The sequence below is a fragment of the Lapidilactobacillus achengensis genome (assembly GCF_003946655.1).
Lineage (GTDB): Bacteria > Bacillota > Bacilli > Lactobacillales > Lactobacillaceae > Lapidilactobacillus > Lapidilactobacillus achengensis.
The window spans coordinates 14,701-32,159 of record NZ_RHOV01000020.1; the positions used below are offsets into that span (position 1 = coordinate 14,701).

Below are 17,459 nucleotides of genomic sequence, written 5' to 3' on the forward strand. Positions count from 1 at the left end.
AAAATTTCCTCCTTCAGGAAATAAAAAATTTCTTTAAAAGGTTGCCCCTTTTAAAAGCGAGTTAGCAGCGCCCTCATCCGTGATCAACCACGTTTGTTGCGGCGCGTTGTGCATGTAAGCGCGAATCGCTTTGGCCTTATTCTGGCCCGCCGCGATGGCGAATACATAAGGAACTTCAGTAAGATCCGGGATCTGTAAGCCGATCCGCGGTATCTTGTAAACAACTTGACCACTTTCATCGAAGAAATCGCCGAAAGCCTCGGCAACTGCCTGCTTTTCCTGCAATTCTCCAATGATCTCCGCCGACATATTACGGCGCTGAGCCATGGTCATCGCCTCACCGATGCTGTGGATCACCACATTGGCTTGGCCGATCAAATCAAGAACCGACTTGATCGATGGTTCTTGGAGCAGCGGCTGATAGGTCCGCTCGCTGATGTCCTCGGGAACATACAAGCTCCGGTGCCGACCACCAGTTTGCTTGGCCATTTCCGAGCAGATCGCATTGGCCTGAATATCGACCAGTTCGCCAACACCGCCACGGGCAGGTACGAACAACAAATCACGTTGTTTCGCCAAGGCCGGTGTTAATTCTTTGGCCATCACCGCCATGGTGGTGCCACCCATTGCGGCGATGATATTCTCGCCATCAGGTAACAGCACCGCCAAGGTCTTATTCAACAGCTGACCCATGGATTCCAGCACCCGCGGTTGCGAATCACAATCGCCGGAAACGATCAAGACATGGTCAATTCCCAAGACGTCGGCTAAGCGCCGCTCCTTCTTCGGAAATCCCAGTAAATCAGACATGAGATCATCGAGTTTGCCGAGAATCTCCCGGCCACTCTCCGTTAATACCATACCTAATTTCGAGGAATTTATCAATCCTGAAGCTTTCAAAATGTTAGTTTCTGTTCGTAGTCCACGCTCGCTGAGCCCAAGCTCTTGAGCCAGCGTGCGCCGGCCAACAGGTTCTAGCCATTGGATCCGCTGCAAGATCAAATACCGCTGTCTGATCGTATTCAAGAAACCCGGGGCGATCGTATCCAACCACGTTAAGTCATTCTGCATCACAGCCAGACCTTTCAGTGGGACAAGAATCGTCCAACGGTGTCATATTGCGACCCATCAGTGCCAAAAAATATAGCGTTGATCAAAAGTCTTACCCTATCTCAAGCACCGAAATCATTATAACAATTGTGATTTTCATTTGCAAGATTTGCAACCGCTTTATCAGGAATTTCCTGAAAATTTCACGATTTAAACTTATCAAGAGCATGATCGATTGCTGTGATCACGGGTTTTTCGCCCTTCCTTCATTAAAACGTCAAGATCTACTGTGCGACTCAACTGGCTAAAGTGGAAGAAACTAGGCTAGCGCGCATGACGTTTCTACAATGTCCCCAGCTTGCGCTGCGCGTGGCGTTGGTTGTTGACAGGTGTGGTGGGGCTCCAGGTCGGGCTGGGGGTGGTGGAACGCTGCGGGCACGATTTTGAGCTTTTCGGAAGTGCGCCGAAAATCTCAAAACTCGGCCTTATTGTAGGCGATAAATCGCCAACAATAATATCGCGGCTGACTCACCCCCAGCGAGCGCGAAACACAATGAGTTGACTTCGAGCATTAACCTAGTCAGGATTTTAGAGGCCGGTCTTAGCCTCCAGAAGCCTGACGTAGTTAAGCGCAGAAGTCAGTTGTGTGGAGCACGTTTCAACGCCAGAGTGTGAGCCGACCCGGGTAGCTCCTGAGCATTAGCCTAGCAATTGTTTTGGAAGCCGCACTTTGCTTCCGGAACAATCGCGTAGCTAAGCGCAGGGAGCTAGGTCGGCGAACACGTTTCAACGCCAGAGTGTGAACCCAACCTGGTCAGCTTCTGAGCATTAGCCTAGCAACTATTTTGGAGGCTGGTCTATGCTTCCAGAATAATTGCGTAGCTAAGCGGAAGAAGCTAGGTCGGTGAACACGTTTCAACGCCAGAGTGTGAGCCGACCTGGTCAGCTTCTGAGCATTAGCCTAGCAACTATTTTGGAGGCTGGTCTATGCTTCCAGAATAATTGCGTAGCTAAGCGGAAGAAGCTAGGTCGGTGAACACGTTTCATTGATGTCCGCGGCTTGCGCTGCGAAATTCGGGGTGAGCTCGCTGTGGGCGTCACTTTGAGCTTCGCGAAACCCGCGCGAATCTCAAAGCTGAGCCTTGTCCTAAGCGGCCAAGCCGCCAAGGACAATTTCACGGCGATCTCACCCCGAATTTCTCCGCTTCAGCCGCTCAACGTTTTAACAGTCGTTTGAGCACTCACGCCAATTGACAAGCTATGGCTACTTGACAAGCTATGGCTACTTGATGAGGTGCAACGCAATTAACGACCGTGGCCGGTATGTTTCAAAAGAAGAGCGAGAGCCAGCCTCGGTAGCTTCAGAACATTAGCCTAGCAACCATTTTGAAGGCTGGTCTATACCCCCCGGAATAGTTGCGTAGCTGCGCAGAAGATACTGGGCTGGTTAGCACGTTTCAAAAAAAGAGCGCGACCCAGCCCAGCACAGATGTCGGGGATAGCGAGCGCGTCCAGCTAGTCGCCAATGATCGTAAAACCGTAGTTACGAATATGCTGTTTCAATAGGACCAAGTATTCTGTCGCCAGGGCACTTAATTCGATTTTCTTATGCGTCAAGTACCCTAAGGTCATCGAATCCGGCACATCCAAGGGAATCGCCACGATTTTCTCGTCATTGAGTTCACTGCTGATGATGCCACTGCTGATGGTATAGCCATTCAGTCCGACCATTAAGTTGAAAATCGTCGCTCGGTCACTGATCTGGATCTGCTTTTTGTGGGGCATGGTGCTCAAGATTTCCTCGGCAAAATAAAACGAATTATTCTCCCCTTGTTCATAAGAAAGATAGGGATAGTCAGTCAGATCGGCCAAAGTCAGGCGAGCTTTACTGGTCAGTGGATTATCCCGTCCGACGAAAACATGCGGCTGAGCCACGAAAAGTGGTGTGAAGCTCAAATCCTTCTCGGCAATCAACCGCGTCAGCACCGCTCGATTAAACTGATTCAAGTAGATCACCCCGATCTCACTACGAAAAGTTTGAATATCATCTAGAACGTTTTGCGTTTGCGTCTCCCGCAAGGTGAATTGATATTCATCTTGACCGATCCGCTTGACCAGCTCGACAAAAGCGTGGACCACAAAGGCGTAATGCTGCCCAGAAACACTGAAGACATGCTTGCGGACCACCTCCACATTGAAATGGTCATTCAATAAATTGACCTGATCCAAGATCCCACGAGCATAGTTCAGAAATTCGCGCCCCTCAGCTGTCAATGTGATTCCTAATTTACTACGATAAAATAATTGCAATTGATATTCCTTTTCCAACTCCTTCATCGCCTGAGACAACGAGGGTTGGCTAATAAAGAGTTGTTTGGCGGCTTCATTGATCGAACCGGTCGCCGCGATTTTTTCTAAATAGGTTAATTGTTGGATGCGCATGATTTGCCCCTCGGTTATAGTTTTTACCTATCATAGCACAAAGTTAACCGGTATTATCTATTATCTGAAAAACTTGCTATGATATCCTCAAGACTTAATTTCTGGAGGCTTTCCCATGACAACAACACATTTTCAAACAGTCGGTTCATTATTACGACCGACTTCACTCTTGACTTATAAAAATCAAATCGAACAACGCGATGATATCACCTATCCGTTTTATCAGGACTTTCCTGGCTACCAGGCTGCAGAGAGCGCCGCGATCAAAACGGTCGTCGCCCAACAAAAGGCCCACGGACTCAGTGTCCTCACTGACGGCGAATATTCCAAATCAATGTGGCACTTGGACTTTATTTGGGGCTTCGGCGGGATTGAACGCTATATCGCCAAGCAAGGTTACACCTTCCAAGATCACGACGGTGGCGCTTTTGAGACCCGCAAGGACATTGGCTTGCGGATCACCGCCCCCTTATCTGGCCGCCATCATCATTTCATTGATATCTTCAAAACGATCAAGGCTCAAGCCGGCACGACCACTGTTAAAACCACCGTTTGGGGCGCGGCCCACGCTTTCACGGAATTGGCGATTTTTGATCATTTATATGGACCTGGTCAAGTTTATGCGAACCAGGCGGAACTCCGCGCTGGCCTGATCAATGCCTACAAAGAATTTCTACGTGATTATCGTGACGCTGGTGGAACGATCATTCAATTTGACGATTGTCTCTGGGAACTGTTCGCGTCGGATAATCAACAAAGTTTCTTCGCCGCCGGCAATGGTGAAGTTGTCGATTTGGCGGATACGTTCATCGCGATCAATAATGAAGTCGCCGATTATGGCCACGCCTTGGGGCTGAAAGTCTGGACCCACAATTGTCGCGGCAACTACGCGAGCCGACACGCCGCCGGTGGCAGTTACGCCACGATCGCGCAGAAATTCCTCGGCGAGCAACACTACGACCGGTTCTTTTTGGAATGGGATGACGAACGGGCCGGCGACCTTTCCGCACTGGCCGTTTTAGCGAATAAGCCAGCAGTCACCCTTGTTTTGGGTCTACTTTCTAGCAAGACCGATCATTTGGATGATGAAGCCCGGGTTTATCGCCTATTGGACCAGGCCAGCCAGATCATTCCCAAGGAGCGCCTTTACTTGTCCCATCAATGTGGTTTTGCCTCCTGTGACGGCGGCAACGAACTGACCACCGACCAACAATGGGCCAAGATCGACCAAGGTCAACGGATCGCCGCTGATTATTGGCGGCAGTGATCGAGCCGCGCCGTCAAAGTCAAAAATGTCCTGTCTGGCTACTGATCGCTGAAACTGAGCTCGCTCAACTTGATCTAAATACCGAAAAAACGCTACGGCCGGTTGCCGTAGCGTTTTTCTGACTCAATTGATCTGAGTCGATTTCAATACTTTATTTATCGTTCATGTTGACCATGATCTTGTCGATCAAACCATAATCCAAGGCTTCCTGCGCGGTCATATAATTATCCCGTTCAGTATCCTTTTGAATGGTTTCCAAGGTTTGGCCAGTGGCGTCAGCTAAGATCTGGTTCATCTTCTTGCGGGTCTTGATGATTTCTTCCGCGGCGATCTCGATCTCTGTGGCTTGGCCTTGAGCGCCACCCAAAGGTTGATGGATCAAGACAGTTGAGTTAGGTAAGGCGAAGCGCTTGCCTTTGGTCCCAGCCGTCAACAGAACGCTGGCCATGGAAGCAGCCATCCCGATCGCGATCGTTTGAACGTCAGACTTGATGAAATTCATCGTATCCATGATCGCCAAACCAGAAGTGATCACCCCACCTGGTGAGTTGATGTAAAGGGAAATGTCTTTGGTTGAATCTTGGGCGTCCAAGAAGAGTAATTGGGCGATGATCGAGTTGGCCATCTGGTCATTGACTTCACCAGACAGCATGATGATCCGATCCTTCAGCAAGCGTGAGTAAATGTCATAGGCGCGTTCGCCCCGGGAAGTTTGTTCAATAACTGTAGGTACTAACATCGTGTAGCCTCCTTGAGTTTAGTTCTTTTTAAATTAGCACTGTTCGAACTACTCTGCTAATTTAGCATATTAGTCAAAATAGGTCAAACAATTTTACTTACTTTTTTTGCTTTTTGACACGCCTTTAGTTTACACCAAAAACTCACCGGCTGTCACTGGTCGCGGTCGATTCTGCCGGAGGTTCCTCCGACGCTGGCGCCAACGCCTGCAAGCGCCGGGCCGTTAACTGCTGGTAATTGAGGTATAGCGCGGTGAAACGGTTGTCGTGATGGGCCTCCCAAGGTTTAGGATGACCACAAAAATGCAAAACGGCGGTATTGACCAAGGTCCACTGCAAATCATGTTTGCCCAGACTGCGGGTAAAATACAACGGATATTTACGGGCGTCGTAATTCCAGTTTTCTTCGGGGATCTCCTTGATTTCTTCGCCGTATAAGAAATTTAAAATATCCTGGTCAGGCAACAGCAACAAATCACTGTGTTCGTTAATAATTCGCTCAATGTCAGCATACTTGATGATCTTCCGCGCCTGCGCCAAGTCGATCAGCATCACCCCGGAATTATAGTAACCATGGTCGGTGCCTAACCGAATATTATTGATTCCCGTAACCAGGTGCGTCATCCCGGAATGAGTCGCCGCCGCCAACATTTTGCCGTCCAGTTCCGTTTGCCAAAGTTGCTGCACCGGATTGACCACCAGAATATCCGGATCCAAATACAGGACCCGTTTGACTGTTTTCGGTAAAATATCGGCGCACAACAATCTAAAATACATTTCAATGGGATAGCGTGCTTCTGTTGGCGCGCCTGTCCAATGTTGACCATCAACCTGGATCGGCTTCAATTGACCGCCCAAACTATGGACCAACTGCGCTAGCGCGGTCAATTTCTCCGCGGGGATCTGGCGATGGATCAGCCAGATGCGAAAGGACTGATGGGGATTATTTTCAAATAATGAAACCAACATGACTTGGAGCGGCGGCAAATAGGCTTCATTCAGGGTAACCAGAATCTCGATTCGTTGTGCCATCGCTTGAGTACTCAACCTTCTTTGTCCTTGCGCGGCGCCGGTCTTACTGGAACAGTCAACCGCGCTAGGAACCTATATTTACTTGATGTTTGACGTTAGGGCTGTAAGTGCCTGTGGCTGAGTCTGCGCTGCCAACTGCATTCTCAGCGGCGTAGGGTGTGGCTGATGGGCCACGAGTAAATGTCCTAAGTGACTTATTCATTATAAAAAGGTTCGCCTGCTTTTGCAATCGGAAAAGTGCGAGAATAGCTTGGCCGCAGCTTGCGCTGCGCGTGGCTTTGGTGGATGGCTGGTGTAGTGGGGCTCCAGGTCGGGCTGGGGGTGGTGGAACGCGGCGGGCACGATTTTGAGCTTTTCGGAAGTGCGCCGAAAATCTCAAAACTCGGCCTTATTGTAGGCGATAAATCGCCAACAATAATATCGCGGCTGACTCACCCCCAGCCCGACCTTCCGCCAGACGAGCAAACGAACCACCAACGCCAGAGTGTGAACCGACCCAGTCAGCTCCTGAGCATTAGCCTAGCAACTATTTTGGACGCGGGTTTGTGCCACCGAAATAGTCGCGTAGCTAAGCGCAAGAAGCTAGGTCGGCGAACACGTTTCAATAGATATTCACGGCTTGCGCTGCGAAATTCGGGGTGAGCTCGCTGTGGGCGTCACTTTGAGCTTCGCAAAAACCGCGAATCTCAAAGCTGAGCCTTGGTCTAAGTGGCATAGCCACTAAGACCAATTTCACGGCGATCTCACCCCGAATTTCTCCGCTCCAGCCGCTCAACGTTATAACAGCCGTTTGAGCACTCACGCCAGCCGGCAAGCTATGGTCAATTGATGAGGAGCCACGCAATTAACGGCCATGGTTAGTGGTTACAAACTTCAAATTGGTGACACCAGTGAAGCCTATCTGATGAACTGAGGCAAGTTCTTGATGAATCAGCTGAATTGGTCGGTTTTGACCCGTGGATTGTTAAGAAAACGGGTAGAGATGTTCAGTCTACGCAAAGTATCCGGGTCTCCCAGTCCGAATCCGTTAGCCTTGCCGTACCACTCAAAATTGGCAATTGTTTTAACCTCTAGCTTGCAAAAGCACTTCGTCAGATACCCAACTTCGATTGCAGATAAGCCCAATTCTGCCTAGCAACCGGGTCGGGCCATGCGGCTCAGCAGTGAGATTATTCTTTGCGGCTTTGTCGCTTAGAATAAGGCTCGATTTTGAGACAAGCCGTGGGTTTCGGATTGGCTCAAAACGACGCCCACTGCGTTCCAGCCGCACAAATGGCCCGACCCGGTTGCGTCCCCACTCAAACCCACCACACCCGCAATAAAGTACAGACTGCTGTAATCTGTTGGTGTTACCGTACCACCCCAAAATCGGGTAATTGTTTGACCGCTCGCTTGCAAAAGCACTTCGTCGGATACGTCGCTTCGATGGCAGATCGGCTCAATTCTGCCTAGCAACCGCCTCAGGACGTGTGGCTCAGCGGTGAGATTATTCTTAGCGATTTATCGCTTAGAATAAGGCTCGATTTGAAGACAAGCCGCCGGGCTTGCGGATTGGCTTCAAACGATGCCCACTGCGTTCCAGCCACGACAAACGTCCTGAGGCGGTTGCGTCACCACCCAAACCCCACCACACCTGCCCCAAAGCAAGAAATTCGAAATAGAAAGTGGCGCATTTTGCGGATAAACTTCAAACAATTGCCGACGAAAAAAGCGGCGCTCTTCAGCACCGCTCCATCACAAACGAATCTATTTTTCAAAAGGCAATTATCTTAGTCCCAAGCCTTATGCAGCACCTGTTGACTTAGCCACTCGGTCATGACCAACAGGATCAGGGCGAAAATCAACAGATAAACAGGATAGAGGCCAATGGAGAACGTGCTAGCCAACACGCCAAACAATGGCGGCATAAATGTTGAGCCCACATAAGCGCTAGCCATTTGGACCCCGATAATGGCCTGAGAATTTTCGGCGCCAAAGTTCATCGGGGTGGCATGAATGATCGCCGGATAGATCGGCGCGCAGCCCAATCCGATCACGACGAGACCGATCAGCGACAATTGGGTTGCTTGCACCGGCAAGATCAACAAGAAAACACCCAGCAATAGAATACTGATCCCCACGCGCACCAGCTGGTGATCACCCCAACGATCGGCGACCAGGCCACTGAAGAAGCGACCGACTGTGATTCCGATGAAGAATAAGGAAGCGAACCGCGCCGCGACATCTGGCGCAACGCCCTTCGCTTGGACTAGGTAACTGCTGGCCCATAAGCCGGTCGTACCTTCCAGGGAGCAATAAGCGAAGAAGGCTACCAAAGCCGTGACCACCCCAGGCATCCGCAAAATCTGCGGTAAACTTAGCCGCGGCTCAGCGGCGGTGGTCATTTTGGTTGGTGCATCCGCGTTGGTGGGCGCAACTTTTGGCCGCGGACGATTGAGCTGCCACAAAGGTAAGCTCAAGAACAAAACAATGGTCAACCCAATTTGCAAATAACCGACCGCGCGATAACCGCCTTGCCAATTGTTGTTTCGTACTAAGAAGCCGCCCATGATCGCCGGGCTGATCGCCGCGCCCACGCCCCAGAAGCAGTGGAGCCAATTCATTTGCCGCGATTTATAATGCAAAGCCACATAATTGTTCAAAGCCGCGTCAACGGCGCCGGCGCCCAAGCCGTAGGGCACTGCCCATAAGCAAAGGACCACGAAATTCGGACTAAATGAGAAGCCAAATAAGGCGATGGCTGTGGTCAGCACACTGGCCGCAGTCACCAAGCCCGCGCCAAAACGGCGAATCAACCGATCAGAAAACAGACTAGAAACAATCGTCCCGCCGGCAATGATCATCGTCGCCACACCCGCGTAAGACACGGGAACGTGCAACTGCCCATGCATCACGGGCCAGGCGGAGCCAATCAATGAATCCGGCAACCCCAAACTAATAAACGCCGCGTAAATCACCACAAGTAATAAAGAAAACATTCGAAAACCCCTTAAACTGCCAGCGCGCTGACCTTAAAAAGGCCACGCAAACCAGCGGAAATCAAAAACACATAAAGGCATCGTATCATTGATTGGCGCGACTGGCAATTGGAACAAGCACTTTTTTGCCTAAGAAACATCGAAAAAAAGCCAACTTTCCGGGATTACTGGTCGGAAAGTTGACAAAAAGTTAGTTTAGCGTTGAATCTTCGCTGCGGTTTGCTGGTAATCCTTGGTACTTGCTGGTATTGGTTCATACTGGCCGACGGGTTTGATCACCCGATCAAACGGCTCAGACGAAGCCGGCGCGGTCTACTGCAATTCCAAGCGGAAAACAACGGGTTGCGTGCCAGAATTGCCAGCCGTTTGTAAATGTAAGCCCGTTGGATCGCGGGTATAATCAACGGCGGCGTCAGAACCTAGCTGGGTCAAGGACTTGATCAATCCGTGGAATTCGGCGCCCTTTTCCGCGTTTTGTTCCCCTAAGGCTGGGAAATCGTAGTGACCATCAGGCGCGCCTTTCAAGGCGATCGCATAAAGATTATGACCACGAACGGTGTAGCGCACATCCGCGGACGTATAAGGCTCCTGCTCATCATCAGAGAACTGCCCTTCAACCACCGGAGTTGGTCCTTCCGCCGACTTGCGCCAAACTTGGGAATCATAGATGGCCTCGCCGTTGACCTTCAACCAAGCGCCCATCTCCAATAAAATCTGCCGATCCTCATCTGGGATCGTGCCATCAGCCTTGGGGCCCACATTAAGCAACAAATTCCCATTTTTGCTGACAACATCCACAAGGTCACAGAGTAATTCGGAAGCGGTGCGATATTGATTATTCTCGGTATATCCCCAAGAATTCAAGGCCACTGAGGTATCAGTTTGCCAATAATATGGCTTGGCCGCCGCGAATTGACCCCGCTCAATATCAACGACCGCGGTGCCAAACATAAAGGAATCGTTCTTATAATTGATCAGCACCTCCTGACCCCATTCTTCGGCGCGGTTATAATAATAGGCCGCCATTTTCTTCAAATAGGGATTAAAGGACGCGTGGAGGATCCACCAATCGAAATACAACAACCGCGGCCGATAACGATCGATCAACTCGCAGGTCCGGGCCAGCCAATCGTCCAAGAATTCGGTTGACGGCGCCGGTTCGCTATGTTGATCATAGTGGTCGGGCTCAGGCATCGCCGGCCAGTAAAAATCGCCAGGCTGCAACGGCTCATGAATATCACTTTTGAATTCCTTGCCATGGCCCATAAAGAACCAGTGCTCCGCGCGGTGTGAGGACGCGCCGGTAACCAGTCCAACTTCCGCGAAAGCCTGTTCTAGTTCGCCCAAAACATCACGCTTCGGTCCCATTTCCGCCACATTCCACGGGGATAAGTCACTGCGGTACATTTGAAAGCCATCATGGTGTTCGGCCACGGGAACGACATATTTAGCCCCCGCTGCTTGAAAGAGCGCCGCCCAAGCTTGAGGATCAAAGTGCTCCGCCTTAAACTGGGGAATGAAATCCTGATAGCCGAACTCGTCTTGGGGACCATAAGTTGCCCGATGGTGCTCATATTCCGGCGACCCCTGAACGTACATGGAGCGGGAGTACCACTCACTCCCAAAAGCCGGGACACTGAAAACGCCCCAATGAATGAAAATACCGAACTTATCTTGACGGAACCACCGCGGTAACGGATGCTGCGCCAGCGAATCCCAATTATCCTGATAGGTCCCCGCTTGATTGACCTGATCGATCCGCGCCAAATAGCCATTGATCTTGTTCATGTTTGCCCTCCTTGATCATTTCCAAAACTGCCAAACATCATGCAACTTCATTATAACCAAGGACAAACTTAAACATTAGCGCCAATCACGTCAACTTATCACTTTTTTTGTCGGATTAGCGCAAGTTGTCAACATCTGGTAAACTGAAGCTGACCGCAAACAGCTTGAGGCTTAAGTCACGCTCAGCGAGTTGCGGGATTGCAGTCAAATAACTCAAGCAACGAGGTCGTTCAAATGGCGTGTTCATTTCAAGAATTAACGGTGCGGTTCGAACTAGCGGGACATCAGTTTCAAATCATCAATTTGCTCGATGGCGTTATTCAGCAGGTCATCCCCAGTCATCATCACGGTCGGACCAGCTATGAGATCCACTATATCGCCAGTGGTTACGGCGCGGTTCTGATATCAGGGCAGAAATACGCGCTCGGTCCTGGCAGTCTCTACATGACCGGCCCCGGTGTGGACCACGCCCAACTGCCGGCAGCGACCCAGCCCATGCGGGAATTGTGTGTTTATTTGAAAACCGCTGACCAACCGACCACCCTCAGGCAAACCCCAGCACCACAAACCATGGCCGCCAATTTGCAAGAGTTCTTGGCCACGACTTTTTGGCTCGGTCCGGATCAGCAGGGCCTGGATCTCCTTTTCAAGGAAATTTTCCAAGAAATGGCTCAGCAACAAAGTGGGTTTCAAATTGCGTTAAGCGCCTTGTTCCAGCAACTGATCGTCAAAATGTTGCGCAACTACCAAGGCCGCCCGCGCCTAGAACGCCCACAAACGCGGATGGTGCCCGCAGACCAGATCGCCTTGACCATTGAAAGTTACTTTCTCTACGACTATCAACAAGCCAGTTTAACTGACTTGGCCCGCCAAATCGACAGCAGTCCGCGGCAAACCGAACGCTGGCTGCAACGCCTTTATGGTCAGACCTTCCGCGAGAAGAAAGCCAAGGCCCGCATGTCCGCGGCGGCCATGCTGCTTAACGAAAGCGCCGCCAGCATTTCCACGATCGGCGCCGCGGTCGGCTTTGCTTCATTGGAACACTTCTCCCACGCCTTCAAGAATTATTACGGTCAAAGCCCCCGCGCCTTTCGGCAAAGCCCAAGCATGCCACCCAGCGCCGCGACTCCGACCGAAGTGACAGCAAACGCAACGAGCGGCTTTGATTGAGTGGTCCATTACGCCGACCCAGCTCTGAAAAGAAAATAAGCCAGTGTCCGCCCATCAGTTGATCAGCGGAGACTGGCTTTTATTGATGGCGCCCCAATGGTCCCTTGGGAAACGACCAGAACCTGATAATATTAGGGTGTTACACAGCAAATGAATCAAAACCGCGCTGGCTTGGAGCCAGGCGCCTGATCAGATCAGCGTGGCAGCTCGCTGTTCATCGCCCAGCTCCACCAATCCGGTTAATTGTTGGCGGGTTTTGTCAGATAAGGTATGGGTGATCATAATCACGGTCAAATTCTCATCGGCCAACAGGGCATCCTCGATTTGTTGCGAACCTTCCGCATCGATCCCGGCCGTGACCTCATCAATAATTAGAATTGGTTTACTAAAGGCCATTGCCCGCGCCAACGCCAATCGTTGGCGTTGGCCACCAGATAAATTACTGCCATGTTCACTCATCATGGCTTTCAGGCTGGTAAACTCATTTAGATGCAGAAATTCAGCGATTTTCTCCAGCATGGTCGGCGATTTCTTCACGCCGAGGGAAATGTTCTCCCCCACTGATTCATTGAAGATATAAGGCTTCTGTTCGACCAGTTCAATCACATCATAGATATCATGCGGATTGACCGACTTTAACTCGGCATCATCGATCTTAATGGTCCCACGATAATTCTCCAACCGGCCACTGAGCAATTTGATCAGGGTCGATTTACCAGTACCGCTCTTCCCGACGATCGCGTATTTGCCGCCCTTGACAAATTGATAGGAGAAATCCTTGATCACATCTTTTGCGTCAGTATAGCCGAAATTCAAATGTTCCAAGGTCAGCGCCCGCTCAAAATCAATTTTGCTCGGTGTACTGTGCTGCGACTGGGGCTTAATATCTTTCTTAGTGATGGCATTGACTGTTTTCATTCTAAAAATCCCATGGATCACACTGGTTAAGCGACTAAAGACGATTCCTGATAACTGACCGCTGGAAGAAATAACACCGACCGAAAAGTAGCCCTTAATCGCCAAATAACAAGTTAACCCCAGCATCACCATTTGCGCTAGCACACTAATCAAGCCAATGATCAACTCAATAAAACCAGTATTGCGAACATATTTGACGTTGGTCGCCCCTTGCTGATCCGATTCTTCATTAACGTTGGCCGTCAGGATATGACCGATATTATGAGTCAAAAATACCGAAAAGCCGCCGAATAAATCTTCTATTTTCGTTAAGAACTTACTGTTGGCGGCCGATAAGCGATTGGTCTCTCTTTCCATAAAGGTGCCAAAGAAGTTAGGAATCAGCATCGTCAAGACTCCCAAAATAATCGCGATCACCGCTAAACTATAATGATAAAAGAATAAAGCCCCGATCGAGAAAATCAAGGTTGAAAAATTAGAAATCAACTCAAAGAAATTTTGTAACCCATTGGCTTTGATCAAATCCAGATCATTTGTCAGCCATGAAACATATTCACTGTGATCAGATTGCCGATAATCAGTTAGCGACATGTCATTAAGACCATCAGTTATTTGGACGCGCAACTGATTCGTTATCTTCCGAATGATTTGTTCCTGCAGAATAGAATTCGCGTAATTAAGTGCTAAAGTAACACCCCAAAAAGCAATCGTCAGTAATAGCCAATAGGTAACGCCGCTCAAGTCTCTGGCAATTAGGCGATCGGTCAATGGCGCCAAGGTTACCGAACTACCGACACTGCTTAAGGCCATGGCAATCGAAAGCACAATTGTCAACAGCGTCAGTTTTTTCTCATATTTGAATAGTTTAAGCGTTTCGTACATAATCATTGTCCTCCTTCGTTATCGAGACGAAGCTAATTTTTGCAAAAATATCACGGAGCCAGCAATCGGTGGCCACTTTCCTGAGAATTCGGTGATAATTATCATAATAGGCAAAAATATGTATCTGCCATCCTCGCGTCAGCAGCATTGCTTCCGCCTTGGTTCTAAAATACTCAAAATTAAGGGTCTCATTTTTTGATTTCATTTTTTCAGCATTTAATCCTCCTATAGCCGCTTTCACGCTCGCTCGTATGATATAATCATTAAGTATACTACGGTATAATGATAAATAAATGAAAATTTCATATATGAATAAGGCGATAAAAATGAGAGAAATCGGACAGCTAATTTCAACTTTCAGAACAGACAAAGGTATTAGTCAGGCAGCACTTGCCAAAGATATCATGTCGCCAGCTCAGATCTCGAAGTTCGAACGCGGTTTAACCAGCATTACGGTTGATAAATTCTTCCTATTATTGGACCGGTTAAATGTGAGCCCGCAAGAGTTCGACTTTGAGTTGTCCCATGGTGACGCCCCCAATAAAAATAAAATAATCGCCGATCTGACCCAAGCCGTTATCTCTGGCAATCGATCTCAGTGCGAACTGATCAAACAGGCCGCCCTGAAGACCTACCAACGGGACAAGTGTGGGACGAATAAGGCCTTGCTGCTCATGATCAACGCGTTAATGACGAGGCTTGATCATTCAGCCTTTGACCAAGATAGCGTTGACTATCTTTGTGACTACCTGTTTCACGTCGAGCAATGGTCTAGCTTTGAATTCTTATTGTATGGCACGACCATGAACGTTTTACCGTTGCCGACGGTCAATCTTTTTTCTCAGGACTTGATCTCCCGCGCCGTACCAACCGCAGAAATCCAACAAAACTTTGAGCTGATTATTGTCCTCCTCTACAATACGGTTCGCTTGAATTTAATGAATAACGACCTCTTGAAAGCCCAGTATTATGTGCGCAGCATGGAAAACATCAATTTCGGGGGGGGGGGGGACAAATGCAGGGAAGGTTCTATATCAAATTAGCGGAAGCAATTTATTCATATTGTGTCTCACACTCAAAAGCGGCCTGGGACCATGTTGAGGAAATTCTTGAAATCCAAAAATCTTTAGGCGCTTTCGATCTTTTTATATTTTTAAAGGAACAGTGTGACCTTTTCTTAGGTGAAACCAGCGCATCACGCTGTTAAGCGTAACCCTCTGACTTTATTTTCTAGACTAAGGGCGATCGGTTGTTTCTGCTGATGGCCGCGCCGCCAAGACGGTCAGGCCCAGGGAGGAAATTGTCGTGATCTTCTTAGGGCAAGATTTACCCAAAATCAAAAAGGTATCGCACTGGACGAATGTTCGTGAGCGATACCTTTTTTGATGGGTCTAAAAATATATATCTCCCCAAATTAGGTTGACCGCGATCATCATTAGCAAATCCAAAAATAGCCGCCAACTTTCCGAAGAAAGTCAGCGGCTATTCTCATGATTTGTAAAATCGTTCAAAATTTTACGCCATCTACCCAACAAAGGCGCCAAAATCGCGACATTGTTAATGGTGATTTGAAAAATTTATGGGCCCCCTGGGAGTCGAACCCAGATTTCAAGAACCGGAATCTTACGTGCGATCCATTACACTAAGGGCCCAAGCAACACTGAATATTTTACCTAAAACTCAGGCAAATAGCAAGTGTTTTCTTAAAGTAATTTAATCATGGCCTTTGCTTGCGGATCAGGGCCAATTGCAAGTCGCTTAATCAGCGACTGATTTCTCTTGGTCACTCAACGCGGTGGTGGCCTGTTCGACACGATCATACAGGCTGGCCGCGTCGGTCATCATCCGTTGATAATCCGCGACTGGCAGCGCCAACGTTTCCGCGCAGCCCTGGACATGGCTGAACAGCGCGTCCTTGGCCGCTTGGGCCCGGGGCGTGAGAACGATATCCAAACGGCGCTCATCTAACGCATTGCGTTGCCGCTGGATCCAATCATCCTTCTCCAACCGGCGCAGCAAGGGCGTCAAGGTTCCCGAATCCAGGCCGACATTTTGGCCCAGTTCTTTCACTGACAGCGTGCCTTGCTCGTAAAGGACCAGCAAGACGATATATTGCGCGTAAGTCAGCTTGAAGGGGGCTAAAGCTTGCGCGTAAAAACGATTGAACGCTTTGTGGGTGCGATAAAATTCAAAACACAATTGTTGACTTAGTAAAATTGGCTCAGTCATCACAATTAACTCCCTTCTAACTAATAATGCGAGCTTGCATTCCTTCCGCCAGCTCATTCAACTTGCGCAGCCGATGGTTGATCCCGGATTTGGAGATCCCCCCGCCTGGAACCATTTGGCCTAACTCACCTAATGTGGTTTCCGGATAAGCCAGCCGTAATTCAGCGATTTCCCGGAGCTTCGGTGGGATATTTTCCAAGCCGACCGCGGTCTGTAAATACTTGATATTTTCGATCTGGCGAGTGGCGGCGTCAATTGTTTTATTCATATTGGCGTTCTCGCAATTGACCAGCCGATTGACCGAATTCCGCATATCCCGTACGATCCGAATATCCTCGAATTTGAGCATCGCGTTGGTCGCCCCGATGACTTGCAAGAAATCAGCGATCCGTTCGGCCTCTTTCAAATAACTAATGTAGCCACTCCGCCGCTCGGTGGTTTTCGCATGGAGCTGGAAGCGATTCATCAATTGCAGAATATCCTGGTTATGATCTTCATATAATGAATAGATTTCCAAATGATAACGACTGGTTTCCGGATTATTGACACTACCCCCAGCTAGAAACGCGCCGCGTAAGTACGACCGGCCCAGTTGCTCATCTGCCAAGATCCAATCAGGGACCTTGGTCAAAATCGCCATTTGTTCCGGCGCTAAAATTTGCAGATCGCGCAAAATGGGTTGGGTGTTTTTCGCCACTCGGACAATATATTGGTTATTCTTCTTTAATTTCATTTTCCGGCGCACCAGCAATTCCGCTTCCACCGTATAGGTCTGCTTCAACAAAGAATAGATCCGTCGCGCCGTCGCCGGGTTCTCCGTTTGCACATTCAAAACGAACTGATGATGGGCGATCGCCAAAGAACCGTTCATGCGCAAAAGGGCCGCTAATTCGGCCCGCGCATGGGCTGGATGGACTTCTAACTGGGTCAACTCTTTCTTGACCTCACTGGCATAAGATGCCATGG

At 49.3% G+C, this 17,459-nt stretch carries 16 protein-coding genes and 1 tRNA gene; 3 read left to right on the forward strand and 14 right to left on the reverse strand.

Annotation, left to right across the window (positions count from 1 at the left end):
* Positions 1 to 33 precede the first annotated feature (33 nt).
* From EKM94_RS09875 to EKM94_RS09885, 3 genes are all read right to left on the reverse strand, one after another.
* The gene (locus EKM94_RS09875; RefSeq protein WP_125601212.1) at positions 34 to 1,071 is read right to left on the reverse strand and encodes a sugar-binding transcriptional regulator; all 1,038 of its coding nucleotides are present in this window, start codon (positions 1,069 to 1,071) and stop codon (positions 34 to 36) included.
* Between the two features lie 921 nt (positions 1,072 to 1,992).
* Positions 1,993 to 2,229 (reverse strand): hypothetical protein, encoded by a 237-nt coding sequence (locus EKM94_RS09880; RefSeq protein WP_125601215.1) that lies wholly within the window; start codon positions 2,227 to 2,229, stop codon positions 1,993 to 1,995.
* A gap of 336 nt (positions 2,230 to 2,565) precedes the next feature.
* Positions 2,566 to 3,492, reverse strand: coding sequence for a LysR family transcriptional regulator (locus tag EKM94_RS09885; protein WP_125601218.1), 927 nt, complete (start codon positions 3,490 to 3,492; stop codon positions 2,566 to 2,568).
* Between the two features lie 115 nt (positions 3,493 to 3,607).
* Between EKM94_RS09885 and EKM94_RS09890 the strand changes: the two genes are divergently transcribed.
* A complete protein-coding gene (locus EKM94_RS09890) occupies positions 3,608 to 4,759 on the forward strand; it encodes a cobalamin-independent methionine synthase II family protein (protein WP_125601221.1) in 1,152 nt (383 codons plus the stop codon).
* Positions 4,760 to 4,910: 151 nt separating this feature from the next.
* Here EKM94_RS09890 and clpP read toward each other — a convergent pair whose 3' ends face one another.
* The 7 genes from clpP to EKM94_RS09920 all read right to left on the reverse strand — a co-directional run bounded on the left by clpP (position 4,911) and on the right by EKM94_RS09920 (position 11,294).
* Positions 4,911 to 5,498, reverse strand: coding sequence for an ATP-dependent Clp endopeptidase proteolytic subunit ClpP (gene clpP / locus EKM94_RS09895; protein ID WP_125601224.1), 588 nt, complete (start codon positions 5,496 to 5,498; stop codon positions 4,911 to 4,913).
* Between the two features lie 142 nt (positions 5,499 to 5,640).
* Positions 5,641 to 6,528, reverse strand: a complete 888-nt coding sequence (locus EKM94_RS09900; protein ID WP_125601227.1) for a glycosyltransferase family 8 protein — start codon at positions 6,526 to 6,528, stop codon at positions 5,641 to 5,643.
* A 601-nt stretch (positions 6,529 to 7,129) separates the two neighbouring features.
* Positions 7,130 to 7,372 (reverse strand): hypothetical protein, encoded by a 243-nt coding sequence (locus EKM94_RS09905; RefSeq protein WP_125601230.1) that lies wholly within the window; start codon positions 7,370 to 7,372, stop codon positions 7,130 to 7,132.
* A gap of 219 nt (positions 7,373 to 7,591) precedes the next feature.
* Positions 7,592 to 7,798, reverse strand: coding sequence for a hypothetical protein (locus tag EKM94_RS09910; protein ID WP_125601233.1), 207 nt, complete (start codon positions 7,796 to 7,798; stop codon positions 7,592 to 7,594).
* A gap of 190 nt (positions 7,799 to 7,988) precedes the next feature.
* A complete protein-coding gene (locus tag EKM94_RS12890; protein WP_263853254.1) occupies positions 7,989 to 8,114 on the reverse strand; it encodes a hypothetical protein in 126 nt (41 codons plus the stop codon).
* A 183-nt stretch (positions 8,115 to 8,297) separates the two neighbouring features.
* Entirely contained in the window at positions 8,298 to 9,506 is a 1,209-nt protein-coding gene (locus EKM94_RS09915; RefSeq protein WP_125601236.1) for an MFS transporter, read from the reverse strand.
* A 312-nt stretch (positions 9,507 to 9,818) separates the two neighbouring features.
* Complete coding sequence (locus EKM94_RS09920; RefSeq protein ID WP_125601239.1) at positions 9,819 to 11,294, reverse strand: alpha-L-fucosidase; 1,476 nt, start codon at positions 11,292 to 11,294, stop codon at positions 9,819 to 9,821.
* Positions 11,295 to 11,528: 234 nt separating this feature from the next.
* Here EKM94_RS09920 and EKM94_RS09925 point away from each other — a divergent pair, with 234 nt between their 5' ends.
* Positions 11,529 to 12,464, forward strand: a complete 936-nt coding sequence (locus EKM94_RS09925) for an AraC family transcriptional regulator (RefSeq protein WP_125601242.1) — start codon at positions 11,529 to 11,531, stop codon at positions 12,462 to 12,464.
* A gap of 189 nt (positions 12,465 to 12,653) precedes the next feature.
* Here the strand turns inward: EKM94_RS09925 and EKM94_RS09930 are convergent, their stop codons facing one another.
* Positions 12,654 to 14,264 (reverse strand): ABC transporter ATP-binding protein, encoded by a 1,611-nt coding sequence (locus EKM94_RS09930; protein WP_125601244.1) that lies wholly within the window; start codon positions 14,262 to 14,264, stop codon positions 12,654 to 12,656.
* Between the two features lie 326 nt (positions 14,265 to 14,590).
* Between EKM94_RS09930 and EKM94_RS09935 the strand changes: the two genes are divergently transcribed.
* Positions 14,591 to 15,307: a helix-turn-helix domain-containing protein gene (locus EKM94_RS09935; RefSeq protein ID WP_164511193.1), complete on the forward strand. Its 717-nt coding sequence runs from the start codon at positions 14,591 to 14,593 to the stop codon at positions 15,305 to 15,307.
* A gap of 537 nt (positions 15,308 to 15,844) precedes the next feature.
* On the opposite strand, the gene EKM94_RS09940 is transcribed toward EKM94_RS09935, so the two are convergent.
* From EKM94_RS09940 to whiA, 3 genes are all read right to left on the reverse strand, one after another.
* Positions 15,845 to 15,916: transfer RNA gene (locus tag EKM94_RS09940), tRNA-Arg, on the reverse strand.
* A 106-nt stretch (positions 15,917 to 16,022) separates the two neighbouring features.
* Positions 16,023 to 16,493, reverse strand: coding sequence for a MarR family winged helix-turn-helix transcriptional regulator (locus tag EKM94_RS09945; RefSeq protein WP_125601250.1), 471 nt, complete (start codon positions 16,491 to 16,493; stop codon positions 16,023 to 16,025).
* Between the two features lie 16 nt (positions 16,494 to 16,509).
* The gene (gene whiA / locus EKM94_RS09950) at positions 16,510 to 17,457 is read right to left on the reverse strand and encodes a DNA-binding protein WhiA (protein WP_125601252.1); all 948 of its coding nucleotides are present in this window, start codon (positions 17,455 to 17,457) and stop codon (positions 16,510 to 16,512) included.
* Between the last annotated feature and the right edge of the window lie 2 nt (positions 17,458 to 17,459).